General features: G+C 44.3%; 14 protein-coding genes. 6 read left to right on the top strand and 8 right to left on the bottom strand.

The features are described 5' to 3' along the window. Positions 1–54: 54 nt before the first annotated feature. Together yfbR and MHN02_RS12670 are read right to left on the bottom strand one after the other, a co-directional pair. On the bottom strand, positions 55–654 hold the full coding sequence (gene yfbR, locus MHN02_RS12675) for a 5'-deoxynucleotidase (RefSeq protein ID WP_012519109.1): 600 nt from the start codon (positions 652–654) through the stop codon (positions 55–57). A gap of 1 nt (position 655) precedes the next feature. Beyond that, positions 656–1,876: a pyridoxal phosphate-dependent aminotransferase gene (locus MHN02_RS12670; RefSeq protein WP_014976750.1), complete on the bottom strand. Its 1,221-nt coding sequence runs from the start codon at positions 1,874–1,876 to the stop codon at positions 656–658. A 272-nt stretch (positions 1,877–2,148) separates the two neighbouring features. Between MHN02_RS12670 and MHN02_RS12665 the strand changes: the two genes are divergently transcribed. Together MHN02_RS12665 and MHN02_RS12660 are read left to right on the top strand one after the other, a co-directional pair. Next, on the top strand, positions 2,149–2,943 hold the full coding sequence (locus MHN02_RS12665) for a DUF2189 domain-containing protein (protein ID WP_039216461.1): 795 nt from the start codon (positions 2,149–2,151) through the stop codon (positions 2,941–2,943). A 417-nt stretch (positions 2,944–3,360) separates the two neighbouring features. Further along, positions 3,361–3,705 carry a DUF3718 domain-containing protein gene (locus MHN02_RS12660; RefSeq protein ID WP_039216460.1) on the top strand — a complete coding sequence of 115 codons (345 nt, stop codon included), beginning with the start codon at positions 3,361–3,363 and terminating at the stop codon, positions 3,703–3,705. Between the two features lie 126 nt (positions 3,706–3,831). Here MHN02_RS12660 and MHN02_RS12655 read toward each other — a convergent pair whose 3' ends face one another. From MHN02_RS12655 to MHN02_RS12635, 5 genes are all read right to left on the bottom strand, one after another. Further along, positions 3,832–7,011: an efflux RND transporter permease subunit gene (locus MHN02_RS12655; protein ID WP_239246467.1), complete on the bottom strand. Its 3,180-nt coding sequence runs from the start codon at positions 7,009–7,011 to the stop codon at positions 3,832–3,834. After that, positions 7,008–10,391: an efflux RND transporter permease subunit gene (locus MHN02_RS12650; RefSeq protein ID WP_239246464.1), complete on the bottom strand. Its 3,384-nt coding sequence runs from the start codon at positions 10,389–10,391 to the stop codon at positions 7,008–7,010. The genes MHN02_RS12655 and MHN02_RS12650 overlap by 4 nt, the downstream gene beginning before the upstream one ends. Positions 10,392–10,416: 25 nt before the next feature. After that, on the bottom strand, positions 10,417–11,550 hold the full coding sequence (locus tag MHN02_RS12645; protein WP_239246461.1) for an efflux RND transporter periplasmic adaptor subunit: 1,134 nt from the start codon (positions 11,548–11,550) through the stop codon (positions 10,417–10,419). Between the two features lie 213 nt (positions 11,551–11,763). After that, a complete protein-coding gene (locus tag MHN02_RS12640; RefSeq protein WP_014949747.1) occupies positions 11,764–12,156 on the bottom strand; it encodes an OsmC family protein in 393 nt (130 codons plus the stop codon). An 84-nt stretch (positions 12,157–12,240) separates the two neighbouring features. Then, positions 12,241–13,125, bottom strand: a complete 885-nt coding sequence (locus MHN02_RS12635) for a S1-like domain-containing RNA-binding protein (protein ID WP_239246458.1) — start codon at positions 13,123–13,125, stop codon at positions 12,241–12,243. Positions 13,126–13,190: 65 nt separating this feature from the next. On the opposite strand from MHN02_RS12635, the gene MHN02_RS12630 reads away from it, so the two are divergent. The 4 genes from MHN02_RS12630 (at position 13,191) to MHN02_RS12615 (ending at position 16,611) form a co-directional block, all read left to right on the top strand. Beyond that, positions 13,191–13,928, top strand: a complete 738-nt coding sequence (locus MHN02_RS12630; RefSeq protein ID WP_239246455.1) for a 5-oxoprolinase subunit PxpA — start codon at positions 13,191–13,193, stop codon at positions 13,926–13,928. A gap of 135 nt (positions 13,929–14,063) precedes the next feature. Beyond that, positions 14,064–14,804 (top strand): 5-oxoprolinase subunit PxpB, encoded by a 741-nt coding sequence (pxpB, locus tag MHN02_RS12625; RefSeq protein WP_014949744.1) that lies wholly within the window; start codon positions 14,064–14,066, stop codon positions 14,802–14,804. After that, positions 14,801–15,748: a biotin-dependent carboxyltransferase family protein gene (locus MHN02_RS12620; protein WP_239246452.1), complete on the top strand. Its 948-nt coding sequence runs from the start codon at positions 14,801–14,803 to the stop codon at positions 15,746–15,748. The genes pxpB and MHN02_RS12620 overlap by 4 nt, the downstream gene beginning before the upstream one ends. Next, complete coding sequence (locus MHN02_RS12615) at positions 15,745–16,611, top strand: D-amino acid aminotransferase (RefSeq protein ID WP_014949742.1); 867 nt, start codon at positions 15,745–15,747, stop codon at positions 16,609–16,611. The genes MHN02_RS12620 and MHN02_RS12615 overlap by 4 nt, the downstream gene beginning before the upstream one ends. 50 nt (positions 16,612–16,661) lie before the next feature. Here MHN02_RS12615 and fur read toward each other — a convergent pair whose 3' ends face one another. Beyond that, positions 16,662–17,090 (bottom strand): ferric iron uptake transcriptional regulator, encoded by a 429-nt coding sequence (gene fur, locus MHN02_RS12610; protein WP_014949741.1) that lies wholly within the window; start codon positions 17,088–17,090, stop codon positions 16,662–16,664. Between the last annotated feature and the right edge of the window lie 68 nt (positions 17,091–17,158).

Here is a 17,158-nt window from a genome sequence, read left to right as displayed (position 1 = left end):
GTATGCTACTTCTATTCGTCAGTATAGTGATTTATAGGCTGTTAGCCGCCTCGCTCACATATCGTCTTGCGTAATTTCATCAAGACTTAAAGAAAAGCTTGGTACGTAACGCGTTAAGAAGTAGTCCACCTCTTCAGAATGATATTCTTTAAGGGTTTTATCTAATCTTTTCTTAGCCAGCTTGAACTCTTGGTTACCAGCAGCTAATTCTTCAAGGGTTTTAAGGTAAGCGCAAAGTACGTCTGCTGCTTTGACAATAAAAGCTTCTTCTTCACTATGGTAGTGATGATCAATAAGCGCAGCGTAGTCTTCTCGAAATGCTTCTGGTGCCATTTCAATTAGCTTGTTCTCTGCAATTTTTTCGATCTTTTTATATTCTTCTTTAATCGCAGGGTTAAAGTATTTCACTGGGGTAGGGAGGTCTCCGGTGAGTACCTCCGACACGTCGTGAAATATTGCCATGGTAGCAATACGATCAGGGTTCAGTGTGCCGCCAAAAAACTTATTTTTTATTAAAGCAAGCGCATGGGCAACCATGGCCACCTGCAAACTGTGCTCCTGCACATTTTCTGTGCGTACGTTGTGCATTAGCGGCCAGCGATTAATAAGCTTTAAGCGCGCCAGGTGCGCAAAAAAGTGACTTTTATCAGACACATTACGCCCCTTGCTTATACGTTCTAAAGAAGTTGCCAATACGATGCAGCGCAGGCACCAATACATCGCTGTGCGGTAAAAATACTAATCGGAAGTACGTGCCTTCAGTAAGGTTAAACGCGCGACCATGTACCAGCAGAATTTTTTCAGAGCTTAATAAGTCCAGCACCATTTGTTCGTCGTTTTGAATGTTGAATTTCTTCTCATCCACTTTAGCGAAACAATACATGGCACCTTTAGGTTTAACGCAAGAAATACCGTCAATGCCGTTTAGCATATCTGTAGTCACGTCACGCTGAATGCGTAAACGCCCGTTTTCCTTTACCAAATCGTCAATACTCTGATAGCCGCCTAATGCCGTTTGGATAGCGCTTTGACAAGGTACGTTAGCGCACATCCGCATGGAAGACAGAATATTAAGCCCTTCAATATAGTCCGATGCCAGGCGTTTATTTCCGCTGACAACTAGCCAACCTGAACGAAAGCCCGCCACGCGGTAGTTTTTGCTCAAGCCGCCAAAGGTAACAAAAAACACATCGTCAGCCAGTGAAGCAATACTGGTGTGCTTTGCTTCATCGTAAAGAATTTTGTCGTAAATCTCGTCGCTAAATACAACAAGTCCGTGTTCGCGGGCGACTTCAACCACATCTTGTAAAAGGGCTTTGTCGTAAACTGCGCCGGTTGGGTTGTTAGGGTTGATCAGTACGATCGCGCGGGTTTTACTGGTGATTTTACTTTTTATGTCGTCAATATCTGGGAACCAGCCTGCTTGCTCGTCGCAGCGATAATGAACGGGTGAACCTGACGAGAGGCTAACTGCTGCTGTCCAAAGCGGGTAGTCAGGGCTTGGAATAAGCACTTCATCGCCATGATTAAGTAGCGCCTGCATTGCCATCATAATTAACTCAGATACGCCGTTACCAATATAAACGTCGTCTACACGGATGTCTTTAATGTTTCGCTGCTGGTAGTACTGCATCACGGCCACACGGGCAGCATAAATTCCTGTCGAGTCTGAATATCCTTGAGACGTAGGCAGGTTATGAATAACGTCTTTTACGATATCGTCAGGGGCTTCAAATCCAAATGGGGCAGGGTTACCGATATTCAGCTTTAATATGCGGTGTCCTTCGTCTTCCATTTTGCGTGCTTGCGCAGCGATTGGGCCTCTAATGTCGTAACAAACGTTATCTAATTTATGTGAGCGAGATACAGTTTTCATGGTCTATCTGGTTGATTTACATACCCTGAGATTATCGCAATACAGAGCCATATGCGATGGCCTTTTTGCAGTATTTCTGCATTAAGCACTACTTTTTTCACCAAGTGGTTATTTATTAACCACATAACGAGATGAATGATCCGCTTGTCACTTAAGTATAAAATTTATGTTAATAGCTTGTGAACTTTTCATTCAGCGCCTATCGTAGTAGTAAGGCGTGTATAAAAAACGCGTTAGTAACAAACAGGCTAACAAGCAGAGGTGATAAGAATATGTCGCACCATTTCAAAGAAACACCAGAGAATGCAATCACGCAAAGCGGTATAGCACGCGTTATTCCCTGTAAAGAATTAGACGTTGGCGACCCTATAAAATGGTTGTCATTGGCATTACGAGACGCTATGCGCGCACCAGGTCTCACATTGTTTTATGGCGTTCTTTTCGCGGTTATTCCGTGGTTCATTATGTACTTGGTTGAAATGACAGGTTGGCACTTAGTTATTTTACCCGCCATTGTTTGCTTTATGTTGGTAGGTCCATTTCTGGCTGCTGGTCTTTATGATGTGAGCTGGGAAATGGAAAAAGGCCACAAGCCCACGCTACGCCACTCTTTACGCGCAATGCGCCGAAATGCATTTAACGAGTGGGGCTTTGCCATACTGCTTATGGTGATGATGATATTTTGGTTACGTGTCGCATCGCTAATCCACGCGCTTTATCCGCCTTATATAGAAAACGACTTAGAAAGCTTGTTACCGTTTTTAGCGCTAGGCACAATTGTTGGTGCGGGTTTTACATTGGCTATGCTTTTCATTACGGCGTTTACCCAACCTATTTTGATGGAACGTAAAGTTGACCTTGCTACCGCCGTATTAACCAGCGTTAACGCTGTTTGGTTAAACAAAGTCCCTATGCTTATTTGGGGGGCTATCATCTTCACCACTGTTGCGATTGGCTTTGTTACCGGCTTTGTCGGATTTATTGTATTGATGCCCATTGTCGGCTACGCGTCATGGCATGCTTATATTGATGCCATTGAAACTAAGCGCGAACGCAAATATGAGTAATTGCGTTCGCTTTCTGTAATTTAATTACGGAAAGGGCGAGTGTTTCTGCTTATTAAATACGCTTTATCATTATATATTTTGTTAAAATTACAGTTTTGAGGCCCCGAAAGGGGCCTTTTTATACTTAAGTCTTATATTTCTTTCTTCCTACAAGTTCCATCGCTAGATATATTAGTAATATGTAATCTAAATTAATCTCGATAAAACAGTGATTTAGCCTCGTAACAATGGTGTAACAAACTGATTTACCACACATTTACCCCCATTACACAATCATTCAACAGAAAAGTTTTAATTCTTGATGCATAAATAAAGGGCGTTGAGCGAATTGTTGATTGTTCAGCTTTGTTCAACCAAAAACTAAGAGTTTGCCACAAACTTGATTAAAGCCTTTATCTACACATTGAGGAATTAAACATGAAACCAGTTAAATCGAAATTAGCCAACGCGGTAAAAGTTCTAGTTGTAACTGCAACCGTAGCATTTAGCGTAAACGCAACTGCCGCAGCACCACAAAAAGACATACGCTTTGTAGGCGAAACCCAATTTGCAGGGTTTTGTAAAGCTGTGATAAATGATGACGTTAGAGTACTTCGCTCTAGTCTTTCACGTAACGTAGGACGCATTGGTGCTAGTCAGCGTGAAGTGTTGCGTATGGTAACGTCTGAAGAAGGGTTGACGTGCAATGGCAGTAGCCTAATTGAGTTTTCAGTAGAGCGTCACGCTGATGCGGTACACGAATACTTAACGTCGCGTAGCTAAGGCGTTGACTGCGGTAACGATAAATCCAGAAAAAGCGGGCTAGCTTGCACTCATCGTCAATCACGTTGACGTAAATGGTGAAAACTAGACCCGCTTTTTGTCTTACTTTTTGCTTTAAAATGCGCCTTAATTAGCGATTTTAATATACGTGGCTACACGCGCTTTACTGGTTTTAAACAAACGTTGCGTTTTAAACCTAAGCTTTAGTAGCAACACGTAAGCAAGTGGTACTAAGAACAAGCTGGTTAGTGTTGAGAACACCAGCCCACCAATGATTGCAATGGCCATTGGCGAGTAGGGAGGGCCGTCGCCGCCAATTCGAGTACTCCCCATCGCAAGTGGAATAAGCCCTAGAACTGTAGTGGCTACTGTCATCAGAATAGGCCTGATACGTGTCATACACCCTTCAATTACTGCGTCATACAGCGACAGACCTTCATTGATGAGCTGATTAATTCTGTCTACCAATACGATGCCATTGTTAACCACAATACCCATCAGAATCAGCATGCCAATCATCCCCATGATAGACATAGATGTGCCTGTAACCATGAATGCCCAAAAAACACCTGTAAAGGAAAACAGTAGTGACGTAATTACAGATGTTGGAAGAATTAGCGATTCAAACAGCGCGGCCATCACAACGTATATCATGCAAAGAGCTAATAGCATATTCATTTGCATTACGGCATTGGCTTCATCCTGGCGAGAGAAGCTACCGTCTAGCGTCCACTTATAGCCTGTCGGCAATTCGATATTAGCTAATGCTTTTTCTATGCGTTCACGAGCTTGTTCGGTGGTGGTTTCACCCTCTAGATTTGCACCAATAGCTAGCGCTGTTTGACGATAGTTGCGGTTAATTTGCGAAAGCTGTGGCACCACAGTGAAATCTGCAATCATGTTCAGCGTTACCGATTGACCCTGCGTAAACCCAATATTGATGTTCTTAAGTTCGCTTAGCGAGGCTTGAATATCGCTGCCAAACTTAAGCTGCACCGCCACTTCTCCGGCGTCACCATAGCGGAATGTACGTAAATTACTGCCGCGTAGTGCCGTAGAGATAAGTTTAGCCACATCGTTTACTTGTATGCCAAAGCGGTTTGCTTTCTCTCTGTCTATGCGTATTTGAACCTCATCACGGGTAGATCCCGTGTCGGCTTTTACATCTTCCAACCCATCTATGGTGGAAAGAATAGGAATGATTTGCTCTGAAATAGTGAGCAAGGTTTCTGAAGATTCCCCCAACAGCGTTACTCTAACGCCACCACCGTTGCCGCTATCCCACTGGAAAGAGGGGCGAGCACGCACAAATGAAGGCATGTTTTCACGAATATCCTCCTTGATTTTTCCTACACTTACGGGCAATTCATCATTAAGCGTGATACCACTTACCGCATGGCCGGCAGTAAAATAGGTATACACCTGCTTAATATGAAAGCGTTCTTGGTTTTCATAAAGATATGCTTCCATTTTATCGACTGTTTTTTCCACTTCTTCTAGAGTGAAGTTTTGCGTCACATGGTAATTAAGCCAAATACGCTCTTGGTTGTCGTTACCTTCATCGTCAGACGTAACCACCTGCATCGGCACAAAGGTCGACGCGAGAATAAGCAGAGCAATAACACAAGTTACGCCCTGGTGTTTCAACATCCAGTTAAGCGCACGACCATAGCCTTTTATGTAGGACGGCGTTTTAGGCGTTTTTACAACAGGGATCTTTACCTTAGTTGTCAGTAAGGGAATAAGTGTTTTAGCAATGAAAAGCGACGCAAACAGGGATATACAGATAGCCACAGCAACGTGTTCTAGGAAAATAGTCACGTCTATTTTTACCCCAATAATATTAGGTAAAAACACTATTGCCGTGGTTGCAGTTCCAGCAATGACCGCAAGGCTGACTTTGTTTACACCAATCTGGGTGGCTCGCTTAATGTCTCCCTCTTGTTGGCGTTCTTGAAATACGCTTTCAGTGATCACCACGGCGTTGTCTACCAGCATACCTACCGCTAGCATGAGGCCCATTAACGATAAGATGTTGAGTGTATAACCTAATAGATACATCACACCTAAGGTAATACAAATTGAGAATGGCACTGAAAGCACGACGATTAAGGTGGTGGTAAGCTGGCGCAAAAATAAGTACAGCACAATAACTGAAAGTAACGCACCTAAAAGGCCTGCGTTTAGCAAATCGCTCAGCGACGAAGTCACGCTTTTCGCGGTGTCGTCCATTACAAATAAACTAATGCCTGTAAACTCAGGGTCTTCCTTGGCTTTTTCGATAACCTTCATTACCGCGTCGGAAACTTCTACAAGATTGCTGCCCGATTCGCGAAATACGTTAAAGCCTACCGCAAAGGTGCGATCTAAATGACGTCCTTCATTGCGTTGAGGAAGCTCGTAAGTCACGCTGGCAATATCAGACAAGCGAACGCTGCGGGTAACCCACATATTTTTAAAGTCGTTTACATCGGTAAATTCGCCAGTTGGGTTAACCAGAATTTTTTCACCGTTATTGTACATATAGCCCGCGGTTAGCGAGAAGTTGGCGTTTTGAAGCTGCTGCTCTAAGCGTGTACCGTCTATTTGGTAGGCCGCCATTTTCTTAGGATCTAAGCGAATAGTAATTTGACGCTTCATGGTGCCGTATAGCTCAACTTTCGATACACCCGGAACACGCTCTAGAGGTCGCTTAAGGTTACGCTCAAGCAAGTCGTAAGCATTCGATAAGTCGCGGTCGCTCGATACACGCAGCTGGAATATAGGCATATCGTTGGTGTTAAACTTGTACACCATGATCCGCTCTATATCGTCAGGGAGTTCATGGCGAATAGCGTCAATCTTCTCCCGTGCTTCAATACTTTTGGCTTTAAGGTTTTCATCCCAGTCGAACTCCACAATGACCTCGGCCATATTGTCGTAGGAACGTGCCCTTAATCGCTTTATCCCCGACATGGTAGCAACAGCCTCTTCAACCGGACGGGTTATCATCGTTTCAATTTCAACTGGAGTCGCATCAGGGTAGGGGATCTGCACTACCATTTCTGGAATATCAATCCCTGGGAATTTCTCTAAAGGCAATAAGCGGCCAGATACAATGCCGAACAGCAACATAGACAAAAACAGCATTCCGATGGTAACGGGCTTATTTAGCGCAAAGCGTGCAAGCGAGGCGCCTATACCTGCAATTTTTGAAAGGTGCGGCTGTGAAACTATGTCTGTCTCGCGTTGATTCGGGTCACGTGTTTGGCGCTTGTCAGTGTGGGTTTCAGAACTGTTATTAGCGTTGTGAGAAGGTGTACTCATAGTACACCTCCTTTTGGCATTACTTCCTTGTCACCAAAGCCTACGTTTTCACGAGAATTATCTTTCACAGGCGCTTTCTTCTTAACGTCGAACAGGCTGTAAAGCACTGGCAGTAAAATGAGGGTGAGCAAGCTTGCAAACAGAAGGCCGTAAATAACGGTGATGGCCATTGGCGTGCGAATTTCAGCACCTTCACCAAAACCAAACGCCATAGGCAATAAACCCAGTACCGTAGTAAGTGTGGTCATCACAATAGGGCGCAGGCGGGTTTTAGCAGCATCTAGAATAGCTGTATCTTTCTCTACTCCCTGACGGCGTAACTGATTTATACGGTCAACTAATACAATAGCGTTATTCACTACAATACCGCAGAGCATAATTAAACCGATAAATACCACCACGTTTAGCGGCGTATTGGTAAGCCACAACCCGTACACAGAACCCGCGCCAGCAAGCGGCACTGCGAATAGGATAAGCAGTGGGTGCAGTAACGACTCAAACTGAGAAGCCATAACCAAATACACCATGAACACCGCAAGTGCCAAAGCAAACTGTAGCGAACGGAAGCTGCTTTGCATGTCTTCGCTCTGTCCGGTTACTTCTGCACTCAAAGATAGAGGAAGTTGAGTTTCAGCAATGACCTTATTGGCAACGGCAACTGCTTCATCAAGCTTACCCTTAGCTAGATTAGCAGATACCAGCGCTACACGCTGCTGTCCAACGCGGGTGATCTCGCTAGGACCTACACTCATGTATACGTCTGCAACGGCACTTAATGGAATAGGTTGTGCAGAGCCTGGGTTAACAACAATGGCGCGCACACTAGCGATGTCATCTCGCTGGTTTTCTTGCGTTCTTACCAGCACATCTACCTTTCTGTCTTCAACACTATACTGTGTAGCGACACGGCCACCCACCTTTGCTGCAATAAGCTGAGAAACGGTTGATGCATCAAGCTCAAGTCGAGCAAGTTTAGCGTGATGGAAGGCTATCTTAAGCTCTGGGTTTCCGTCACGAATGCTAGTAGTTACATCGGCAAAATTACTGTAACTGGCAAGTTTTGTCGCAATGGCGTCGCCATACTGCTGTAATTGATTAAGGTCATAACCTGCAATTTCAATTTGAATAGGCGAGGCAAAGCTAAATAGCTCTGGCTCTGAAAACGTTGCCTGAACCTGAGGTTTAAACGCTAAATGATCGCGAAGGGCACGCTTTACTGCGTCCATATCGCCAGCTGTCGCCGTAGGCTGCATGACAATGTTTAAACGACCCCAATGATCACCACCTTGGTTAGGCGCTGCGCTGATAAGGCTTCCTGTACCAGACATGGCATACGTGCGAAGCACTTTGGTTTCGCCGCCATCATTGTTATTTACTGCAACCGCTGCAAGTTCGCTGATAATAGCGTCGGTACGCGCTAGTGGCGATCCCGCTGGAAGGGTCACTTCTACCGAGAACTCGCCTTGAGATAGGGTTGGGATAAGTTCCATGCCCAATCTCGGTATCAGCAACACCGCGCCCGCAGCAAGTACAAAGGCAATGGCTAGTACCAGTGCTTTTGCTCGAAGGCTTATACGTAGCAGTTTTTCATAGGCGGAAGCGAGAAGGTCAAACGCTTTATTAAATACCCAAATAAGTGGTTTAAAGGCAACGCTCAGTAATTTGCTGACGATATGCCAAGCGCCTATCACCAAGGTGACCAAAGCTGCAGGTAAAAATACAAAGATAAGTCTGAATACCCAACGAATAGGCAGGGTAAGATAATACATAACTTTGCCAAACGTTGACGTAGGAGGGGTAGGCGCTGGTGTAGTGAACACCTCTTCGTGGTCGAGCTGTTGCTTTTTCTTCTTGTGTGCCATCGCAGGAATTAGTGTAAGCGCGACAACAAGCGATGCAGCTAAAGCGAATGAGACGGTCAACGCTTGGTCTTTAAACAGCTGACCTGCAATACCTTCTACAAATATTAGCGGAACAAACACGGCCATAGTGGTCAGTGTAGAAGCCACAATTGCGCCAGAGACTTCTTTTGTTCCTTCGCTAGCGGCAGATGCCTCAGTTTCTGTGGCTTCTGCCGTCGTTTTTTCATTAGCTGTAGCGTAATCACTTCCAGCCATTTTTAACTTCTTATGACGATCGATATTTTCAAGCACAACTATGCTGTTATCTACCAATAATCCAACAGCAAGCGCGATACCACCTAAGCTCATCATGTTTAAGCTTATATCGTTGGCATACATTAGATTAAAGGTGGCAATTACTGATACCGGAATAGAAACCGAGATAATAACGGTAGCCCAGAAGTCTTTAAGAAAAAGGTAAAGCACTAACATGGCTAAAATACCGCCCATCACTGCCGCTGACTTCACGTTGTCTATGGCTTGCTTGATGAACACACTTTGATCGTAAATTTCGCTAAGCGTGTAGTTAGAAGGCAGATTGTTGTTGACCTCATTTAACCGGTTAGCCACTTTTTGCGCAACGTTAACCGCATTAGCATCGCCTTCTTTATAAATGGCAATTTCAATGCCTTCATTGCCGTTAAAGCGCGTTACCACATCACGGTCTTTATACGCACTTTCTACCGTGGCAATATCTTTAAGCTGGATGTTTTTGCCTTCAAAACGGCCAATAAACAGGTTTTCTATATCGCTAAGCGTTTCAAACTGATTCAGGGTTCTGACCAAAAACGCCTGGGCTGCGTTATCAATTCGACCGCCCGCCGCGTTAATATTTTCAGCACTTACCCGGTCAATAATACGGGTAATAGGAATAGACAACTGACTGGCTTTTTGCTGGTCGATAAGAATGTGAATTTCGTTTTCTAAACCACCGCCAACGCGCACAGCTGCTACACCCTCTACCGACTCTAAAGCTCGTTTTACCTGCTGTTCGGCATATAAACGAAGTCGCTTCATTTGCGCTACGCTTAAACTTGACGTGTCGCTTTGTGCCGTAAGCCCAAGTTTAATAACTGGATCTAAACTTGGGTTAAAACGAAGAAGTCTTGGCTTTTCTATATCAAGGGGAAGTTGTAAAACATCGAGTTTTTCGCGCACTTCTAAGCTCGCGAAATCCATGTCAGTACCCCATGCAAATGAAAGCACTACGTCAGACTGGCCTGCGCGCGATGTGGACGTAACTTTACGTACGCCTTTTACCACACCGATGGCTTCTTCAATGGGTTTTGAAACCAGTTGTTCGACTTCGCCTGGCGCTGCACCGTTGTAGTCGGTGCGAATGGTGAGAGTAGGGTAAGATAAGTCAGGCAGTAAGTTAACCGACAGTCTGCCTAACGACACCATACCAAATAGCAATACCGCAAAAGTGAACATACTAACGGCAACAGGGCGCTTTACAGCAATATCTACAATACGCATTGTGTGAGTTCCTTGTTAGGCCGAATTAGCTGTTAACTACTTCAACAGGGGCGCTGTCTTTCAGATTTTGGTGGCCTGCGGTAACCACTTCTTCATTACCTTTTAAACCATTGATAACTTCAACGACTTCGTTGTTTTCAAAGCCTGTAGAAATATCAACTTTTTTAACTTTGCCGTTGTCGACAACGAATACACTATGATTATTATCGATGGTAACTAGCGCTCTACGAGGCAACAACGTGGCGTTAGCATGTGTTGCGTACTCAAGTGACACATCGGTAAACATGCCGGCTTTAAGTTTGTTATCTTCGTTAGGTACTTTTAACGTTACTTTGAACGTGCCGGTGGTCGCGTCGATAACCGGGCTAATTCGCTCTACGTTGGCTGTAATCGTTCTGTCGCCTAAGGCCGCAACTGTCAACTTAGCGCCTTGCCCAATGACCACGTTAGGCAGCTCGTTTTCGGGTAAATACACAATACCTTGCAGATTGCGCTGCTGAACAATATGGAACATTCTCTCCCGTTGGAACGATTCAGTTAAGTTACCTACTTTGGCGTTTCGCTCTGCAATGTATCCATCAATTGGGGCTGTGATCGTTGCTTCTTTCAAATCAAGTTCAGCTAAGCGTACAGATGCTTTTGCTGATTCAAACTGCGACGTGAGTTTGTCGTAAGTGTCATCGCTGATAAGCTTTTTAGAATATACTTTATTAACCTTTTCAAGCTCACTCTCAATGCCGGCTAAATCAGCCAGTGCTTTTGATAAGTTTAGCTCGTAGCGGCGCTTATCGAGCTGCGCCAGTACCTGGCCTTTTTCAACATAATCACCTTCTTCTACAAAAATTTCTTCGATAATTCCAGATGCTCGCGCAACCACAAATGCTTCTTCACGGGCTTCTAAAATAGCGGTTGTTTCGTAAGTGGACGTAATGTCGCCAGTAACAATGGTTTGGGTTTCAACGGGAATAGCAAAAACGGTTTCTTCAACTTCGGTGGCGTTGGCTTGGTCATTAATGGCATCAGCATCAGAACATGCTGTCATCGAGAGAGAGAGGGCAACAATACCGCTTCCAACAAGTAATTTGAGTGATGTTGGCGAAAACGGTAATAAAGAATGTGATGGTGAAAAAGAGGTGTTGCTGTGCGTTGTAGTTTCCATGGTCAATAACCCTAACGTAGTTGTCGTTATATAATAATGACCATATACAGCAGCTAATATGCCAAAGATGTTAACTAATGTTAATTGTTAATAATATCAATCACTTATGAGTGTAGCAAACAGTTTCAACGAAAAAGCCAACCCAAGTGGTTGGCCTTTTCTACTAATGCTTAGCGAGAATCGCTAAAAAGAGGCTGGTTCTACTATAGTTTATTAAACCAAAGTATAGCTTGTAGTGATCTCAACATTACCCGTTAGCATTAGCATGACGGAACAGTATTTTTCTGCAGAAAGCTGCACAGCGCGAGCAAGGGCCTTTTCACTAATGCCTTCACCTGACACTGTGTAATGCGCGTGAATTTTAGTAAATACACGAGGCGGCTCTTCAGCGCGTTCAGCTTCTAATTCACAGTTACAGGCTTCAATGTTAAAGCGCCCTTTTTTAAGAATATCTACCACGTCAATACTTGAACATGCACCAACTGCCAACAGCACTGATTCCATCGGAGATACAGCCTTACCGCTGCCGTCCATCACCGTTTTGTAACCGCTGTCTGTAGTTCCTGTAAAAGTTAAATCTTGATCCCAAGAAACACGTGCTTTCATTGTTTGTCCTAATGTCATAAAAATAAAAAAGGAAGCTGCAAGACAGGCCAGTTTAGCGCTTCAATGCAGCTGTGACATGTGCGTTTATTTGTTAAGGCGAACTGCATCTGGGCTAAGCGTGATTTTCTTTTGCTTATATAACGCCCCTAACGCTTTTTTATACGCCGCTTTACTCACGTTAAAATGAGAGTAAATGGCTTCTGGCGCACTCTTATCTGTTAGCGTAGAAATCCCACCGTGGGCTTCTAAGTCATCCAAAATGGCTTGTTGAAGTGCATCACGGCCACCTTTGTCTATGCGCTGAAGGGCTACGTCCACTTTGCCGTCGTCACGAATTGTTTTAATTACCCCTTCAGTAGCTTGCCCGACTTTAAGTGGCTTAAAAGCATCGCTATGGAAAATAAGACCTAAGCTTTTTTCATTGATAACGACCTTAAAACCTAAATCAGTTTTGGCATAAACCAAGCATTGCACTGTGTCGCCCTCGTTGAGATAGGCACTACTTTCCTTTAGAAAATAGTGAAGCTTGGTAGCACCTAAAATACGCTGGGTTTTATCATCAAAAAAGGTGTGAACAACATAGTACATACCTGGATTGACAGGTTGGGCTTGGTAGTCGTTGGGCATTAAAAGGTCGTTGTCTAAACCCCAGTCGAAAAATGCACCAAAGTTAGTGGCAGATACCGCTTTAAGTACCTTAGTTTCACCAACTTGAATCAAAGGTTTCTTCATGGTGGCATAGAGATCGCCGCGCTGATCTGTGGCTACAAATACGTCTATCTGTTGTCCTTCTGCGAGGGAAGTTTCTACTTCGTCAATCGCAAGGGTCACAGTTTGCAGCTCTTCAGCATCATCTATTTCTATTACGCAGTCGTTTTCGTCGTTGTTTTCGACAAGTGGCGCTAAAGCGTAGCCAAAAGGGTATTGGGCTACCACGCGTAATGTATTAATTTTTCCAATATTTATCATCAGCACTGACTTTTTAAAAAGAACAGGTAACATGATACTGGAATGAACGTAAGAGCTAAACCATTATGAAGTTAAATTGCGATTTAGGTGAGAGTTTTGGCGCATGGTCTATGCCGGTGGAAGCGGCCATTATGGCAGAAATTGATCAGGCCAACATTGCTTGTGGTTTTCATGCGGGTGATCCGTTAGTGATGAAGCAGGCTATTCGGTTAGCCAAACAACATGATGTGGACATAGGTGCCCATCCAGCCTATCCAGACTTACAGGGATTTGGTCGCAGAAGTATGGCGATTGCCGCTGATGAACTCAGCGCTATGATTCAATATCAAGTAAGTGCATTGAGTGGAATGGCAAAGGTATGTGGGGCCAACGTGAGCTATGTGAAACCTCATGGCGCCCTTTACAATGACATGATGAAAGATACAGCTGTCATGCGCACAGTAATGCAAAGCATAGCCGAAATAAATATGCAGTCGTTAAATTCGCCCCTCGCACTAATGGTACAGGCTACGTCGCAAAATGCAGCGATTAAAGAAGCTGCGCAAGAGTGGGAGCTGCCGTTGTATTTTGAAGCATTTTCAGACAGGCGTTATACCGATGAAGGTTTACTGCAATCTCGCTTGATCGAAGGTGCCGTGTTAAGCGAGAGCGACGCATTGCTCCAAGCTAAACAACTTATATCATCGGGAACAGTAACGACAGCCTCGGGAGCAACACTTGCAATAGAAGCGGATTCTCTGTGTGTACATGGTGATACTAAAGGGGCGGTGAATATTGCAAAGAAAATCAGAACATTTCTATAAACCTGCCTCATAAAAAACACATTTTACAAGAACAATACAAGAGGCTGTTACCCACTGTTGTGCTGAGAGTGGTATATCTAAAACTAAGTACTCAGAACCAAGCACTGACAGCCGTTTAAATAACAAGGACAGTAGATGCAAGCTTTCGGTCGCATTAAGCGAATAGTTACAGCAAGTGCAGACGCCATTATTTTGTACTTTGATGGCGCAAACCTGGACGACGCGAATAATGCCTGTCATCACATGCTGGCAGCGATAGATAGCAAAAAGGGAAGCGATTCGTGGGCTTGGCTGCGTGAGTGTGTGCCTTCCTATGACAGCCTGTTGATTATTTTTGATATGGCATTAATTGATAGCCACGGTGTATACCGTGCCATAAGTAATCTAAGCGCTGAAGACATGAGCCTGCAATCATTCTCTTTGCAAGCAAAAGAGAATGAAAGTAGCGCCGTGATTGAAATTCCTGTTTGGTACGGTGCGCCTAATGCAAGTGATTTAAGTGTAGTGAGTAAGAAAACGTCACTGTCTATTGAAGAGATTATCGAATTGCACACTAGCACGACTTATAAAGTATACGCAGTGGGTTTTTCTCCGGGTTTTGCCTACATGGGTGATATTCCGGAAGCGCTCAAATGTGCGCGACTAGGCACACCGCGCAAACGCGTACCTAAAGGTGCGGTTGCAATCGCTGACAGGCAAACTGCTGTTTACCCCAGTGAATCACCTGGAGGATGGAATTTATTGGGGCTTACGGCATTCGACATGCTCATTCATAAAAATGAGCAAAGTGAAGCGCGGTTAAAAGCAGGTGATGTGGTTAGGTTTGTTTCAGTTACTGAACAGGAATATAGAGCAGGATTGCAGGTTGAGCGATGAGAATTGAAGTACTCAGTAAAGGATTGTTTAGCCTTATCATAGATAACGGACGGGTAGGGCGACAACGGGATGGATTTTGTGAATCAGGCCCTATGGATAGTAACGCCTATGATTGGGCCAATTTTCTAGCCTTCAATTTAGACGGTACGCCATGCTTCGAAGCGATTGGTGAAATGCGATTACGGGTTGATGAAGATTGTATTATTGCGGTAACTGGCAGGGAGCCCTCACTCGATGTAGATGGAAACGTTAAAGCAACATACCAGAGCCAACATGTACCGGCAGGTGCAACTATTACGTTTGGCAGCGCTCTACTTGGTAGCAAAGCCTATTTGGCAATAGGTGGAAATTGGCATGTGCCAAAAGCGGTAGGGAGTGCATGTACGGTAGTACGCGAACAACTTGGTGGGTTGGATGGTAAGGGATGCGCGTTAAAAGATGGCGATTGCATCGACATTTCAGCTAACAGCAGAATTAAAAGCACCGCTAGAATGCGCACTCTCTCGCGGCAGCACATAGACAACTATGGTTTTTTAGAGTCTATTCGGGTTATTCCCGGGTATCAGTTTTCGAGTTTTAGCGCTGTTGCTTTACGCACGTTTGAAACAAGCAGCTATACGGTTTCATCGGCTATCGATCGCATGGGCTTTAGGTTGACCGGTGAATCAGTTGCTGCCGATATAGAAAACATGCGCTCAGAGGCAATTAATTTAGGTGCAATTCAAGTTCCCGGCGACGGGCAGCCTATTGTAATGATGCGCGACAGACAAACATTAGGGGGTTATCCAAAACTTGGCTGTGTAAGCCCCTGTGATATAAGTCGCTTGGCCCAAGCCGTGCCAGGCGAAAAAGTGAATTTTGTTTTTCAACATGAAGAAGAAGCAAGGGCAGACTGGCTACTGATGACAAGTAGGCGTCGCCGACTACAAGGAGAAATATTGTGACGATTGCGTTTTTAAACGGTGAGTATATGCCTCTTTCTGAGGCTAAAATTTCTCCGATGGACAGAGGCTTCCTTTTTGGTGATGGTATTTATGAAGTCATTCCAACGTATTCTGGTAGCGCAGTAGGCTTCAAGGGGCACACATCGCGTATGGCGCAAGGCCTTAAAGCTATTGAAATCGCTAACCCTTATTCAGCAGAAGAATGGCAAGACATTTTGACCAGCTTGGTCGAAAAAAACAAAGCATTTATAGAAAGCGGAAACATTGGTGTTTATTTTCACGTAAGCCGTGGCACCGATACAAAACGTTTTCATGCATACCCTAAGAATATAGCACCTACGGTATTCGGGTTTGCTTTTGAAATAGCGCCACCACAGCCCACAGCAAAATCTGAAGCAAGGCCTTTCAAAGTTGCGCTTCAACAGGATAAAAGGTGGCAACGCTGCCATATCAAATCCACATCCTTGTTAGGCAATGTAATGCACTATCAAGCAGGTGTTGACGCAGGCGTTAACGAAACTATTTTGTACAACAGCGAAGGTATGATAACAGAGGCAAGTTCATGCAACGTGTTTATGGTGAAAGACGGATGTATATCTACGCCCCCCTTAAACCATGAACTTCTTCCCGGTATTACTCGCGCCATTGCAATTGAAGCATTTAAACAGGCAGGCCTGGTTGTTACAGAAACTTGGTTTAGCAAAGATGAGTTGCTGGAGGCAGATGAAGTATGGTTAACCTCTTCAAGCAAAGAAGTTGCCCCGGTAGTTGAAGTAGACGGAAAACCTATTGGCACAGGGGAAGTGGGTGACGTGTGGGAGAAAGCAATTAAGGCTTACCACGCATATAAGTTTAAAGCGTAACGAAAAAAGGCCCGCTTAAAGCGGGCCTTTTGCTAGAATAAAACTGTTACTTATTCAGGTAAGTTGTCGCAGTTACCGTCTGTACACTCACCGTATAAGTATAGGCTGTGATGCGTTAGCTTCATCTTGTGTTGCTTTGCGATCATCTCTTGGCGTTCTTCGATAATGTCATCTTCAAACTCAATGACCTTGCCACACTTCAGACACACAAGGTGGTCGTGGTGATCTTTGTGACTGATCTCAAATACAGATTTTCCACCTTCGAAATGGTGGCGATTGAGAATGCCTGCATCATCAAATTGGTTTAACACGCGGTACACGGTAGCAAGACCAATTTCTTCACCCTGTTCGATAAGGATTTTGTAAACGTCTTCAGCGCTGATGTGTTGGTTTTCTGGCTCTTGCAGAATTTGTAAAATTTTAAGGCGAGGCAGAGTGACTTTTAGCCCTGCTTTTTTCAATTCTTTATTTTGATCCATTACAACCTACTAAGAACGAGTGAATAAGTATTTGGTGGTTATTATAGGTAAGTTGAAACAATTTAAAA

The sequence above is a fragment of the Alteromonas sp. CNT1-28 genome, from assembly GCF_022348345.1.
GTDB lineage: Bacteria > Pseudomonadota > Gammaproteobacteria > Enterobacterales > Alteromonadaceae > Alteromonas > Alteromonas macleodii.
This window is presented reverse-complemented; position numbering and strand designations above follow the sequence as displayed.

Coding starts and splice junctions, on each gene's coding strand:
- MHN02_RS12670 (WP_014976750.1), bottom strand. CDS start 1,876: ATGAAAACTGTATCTCGCTCACATAAATTAGATAACGTTTGTTACGAC.
- MHN02_RS12665 (WP_039216461.1), top strand. CDS start 2,149: ATGTCGCACCATTTCAAAGAAACACCAGAGAATGCAATCACGCAAAGC.
- MHN02_RS12660 (WP_039216460.1), top strand. CDS start 3,361: ATGAAACCAGTTAAATCGAAATTAGCCAACGCGGTAAAAGTTCTAGTT.
- MHN02_RS12655 (WP_239246467.1), bottom strand. CDS start 7,011: ATGAGTACACCTTCTCACAACGCTAATAACAGTTCTGAAACCCACACT.
- MHN02_RS12650 (WP_239246464.1), bottom strand. CDS start 10,391: ATGCGTATTGTAGATATTGCTGTAAAGCGCCCTGTTGCCGTTAGTATG.
- MHN02_RS12645 (WP_239246461.1), bottom strand. CDS start 11,550: ATGGAAACTACAACGCACAGCAACACCTCTTTTTCACCATCACATTCT.
- MHN02_RS12640 (WP_014949747.1), bottom strand. CDS start 12,156: ATGAAAGCACGTGTTTCTTGGGATCAAGATTTAACTTTTACAGGAACT.
- MHN02_RS12635 (WP_239246458.1), bottom strand. CDS start 13,125: ATGATAAATATTGGAAAAATTAATACATTACGCGTGGTAGCCCAATAC.
- MHN02_RS12630 (WP_239246455.1), top strand. CDS start 13,191: ATGAAGTTAAATTGCGATTTAGGTGAGAGTTTTGGCGCATGGTCTATG.
- pxpB (WP_014949744.1), top strand. CDS start 14,064: ATGCAAGCTTTCGGTCGCATTAAGCGAATAGTTACAGCAAGTGCAGAC.
- MHN02_RS12620 (WP_239246452.1), top strand. CDS start 14,801: ATGAGAATTGAAGTACTCAGTAAAGGATTGTTTAGCCTTATCATAGAT.
- fur (WP_014949741.1), bottom strand. CDS start 17,090: ATGGATCAAAATAAAGAATTGAAAAAAGCAGGGCTAAAAGTCACTCTG.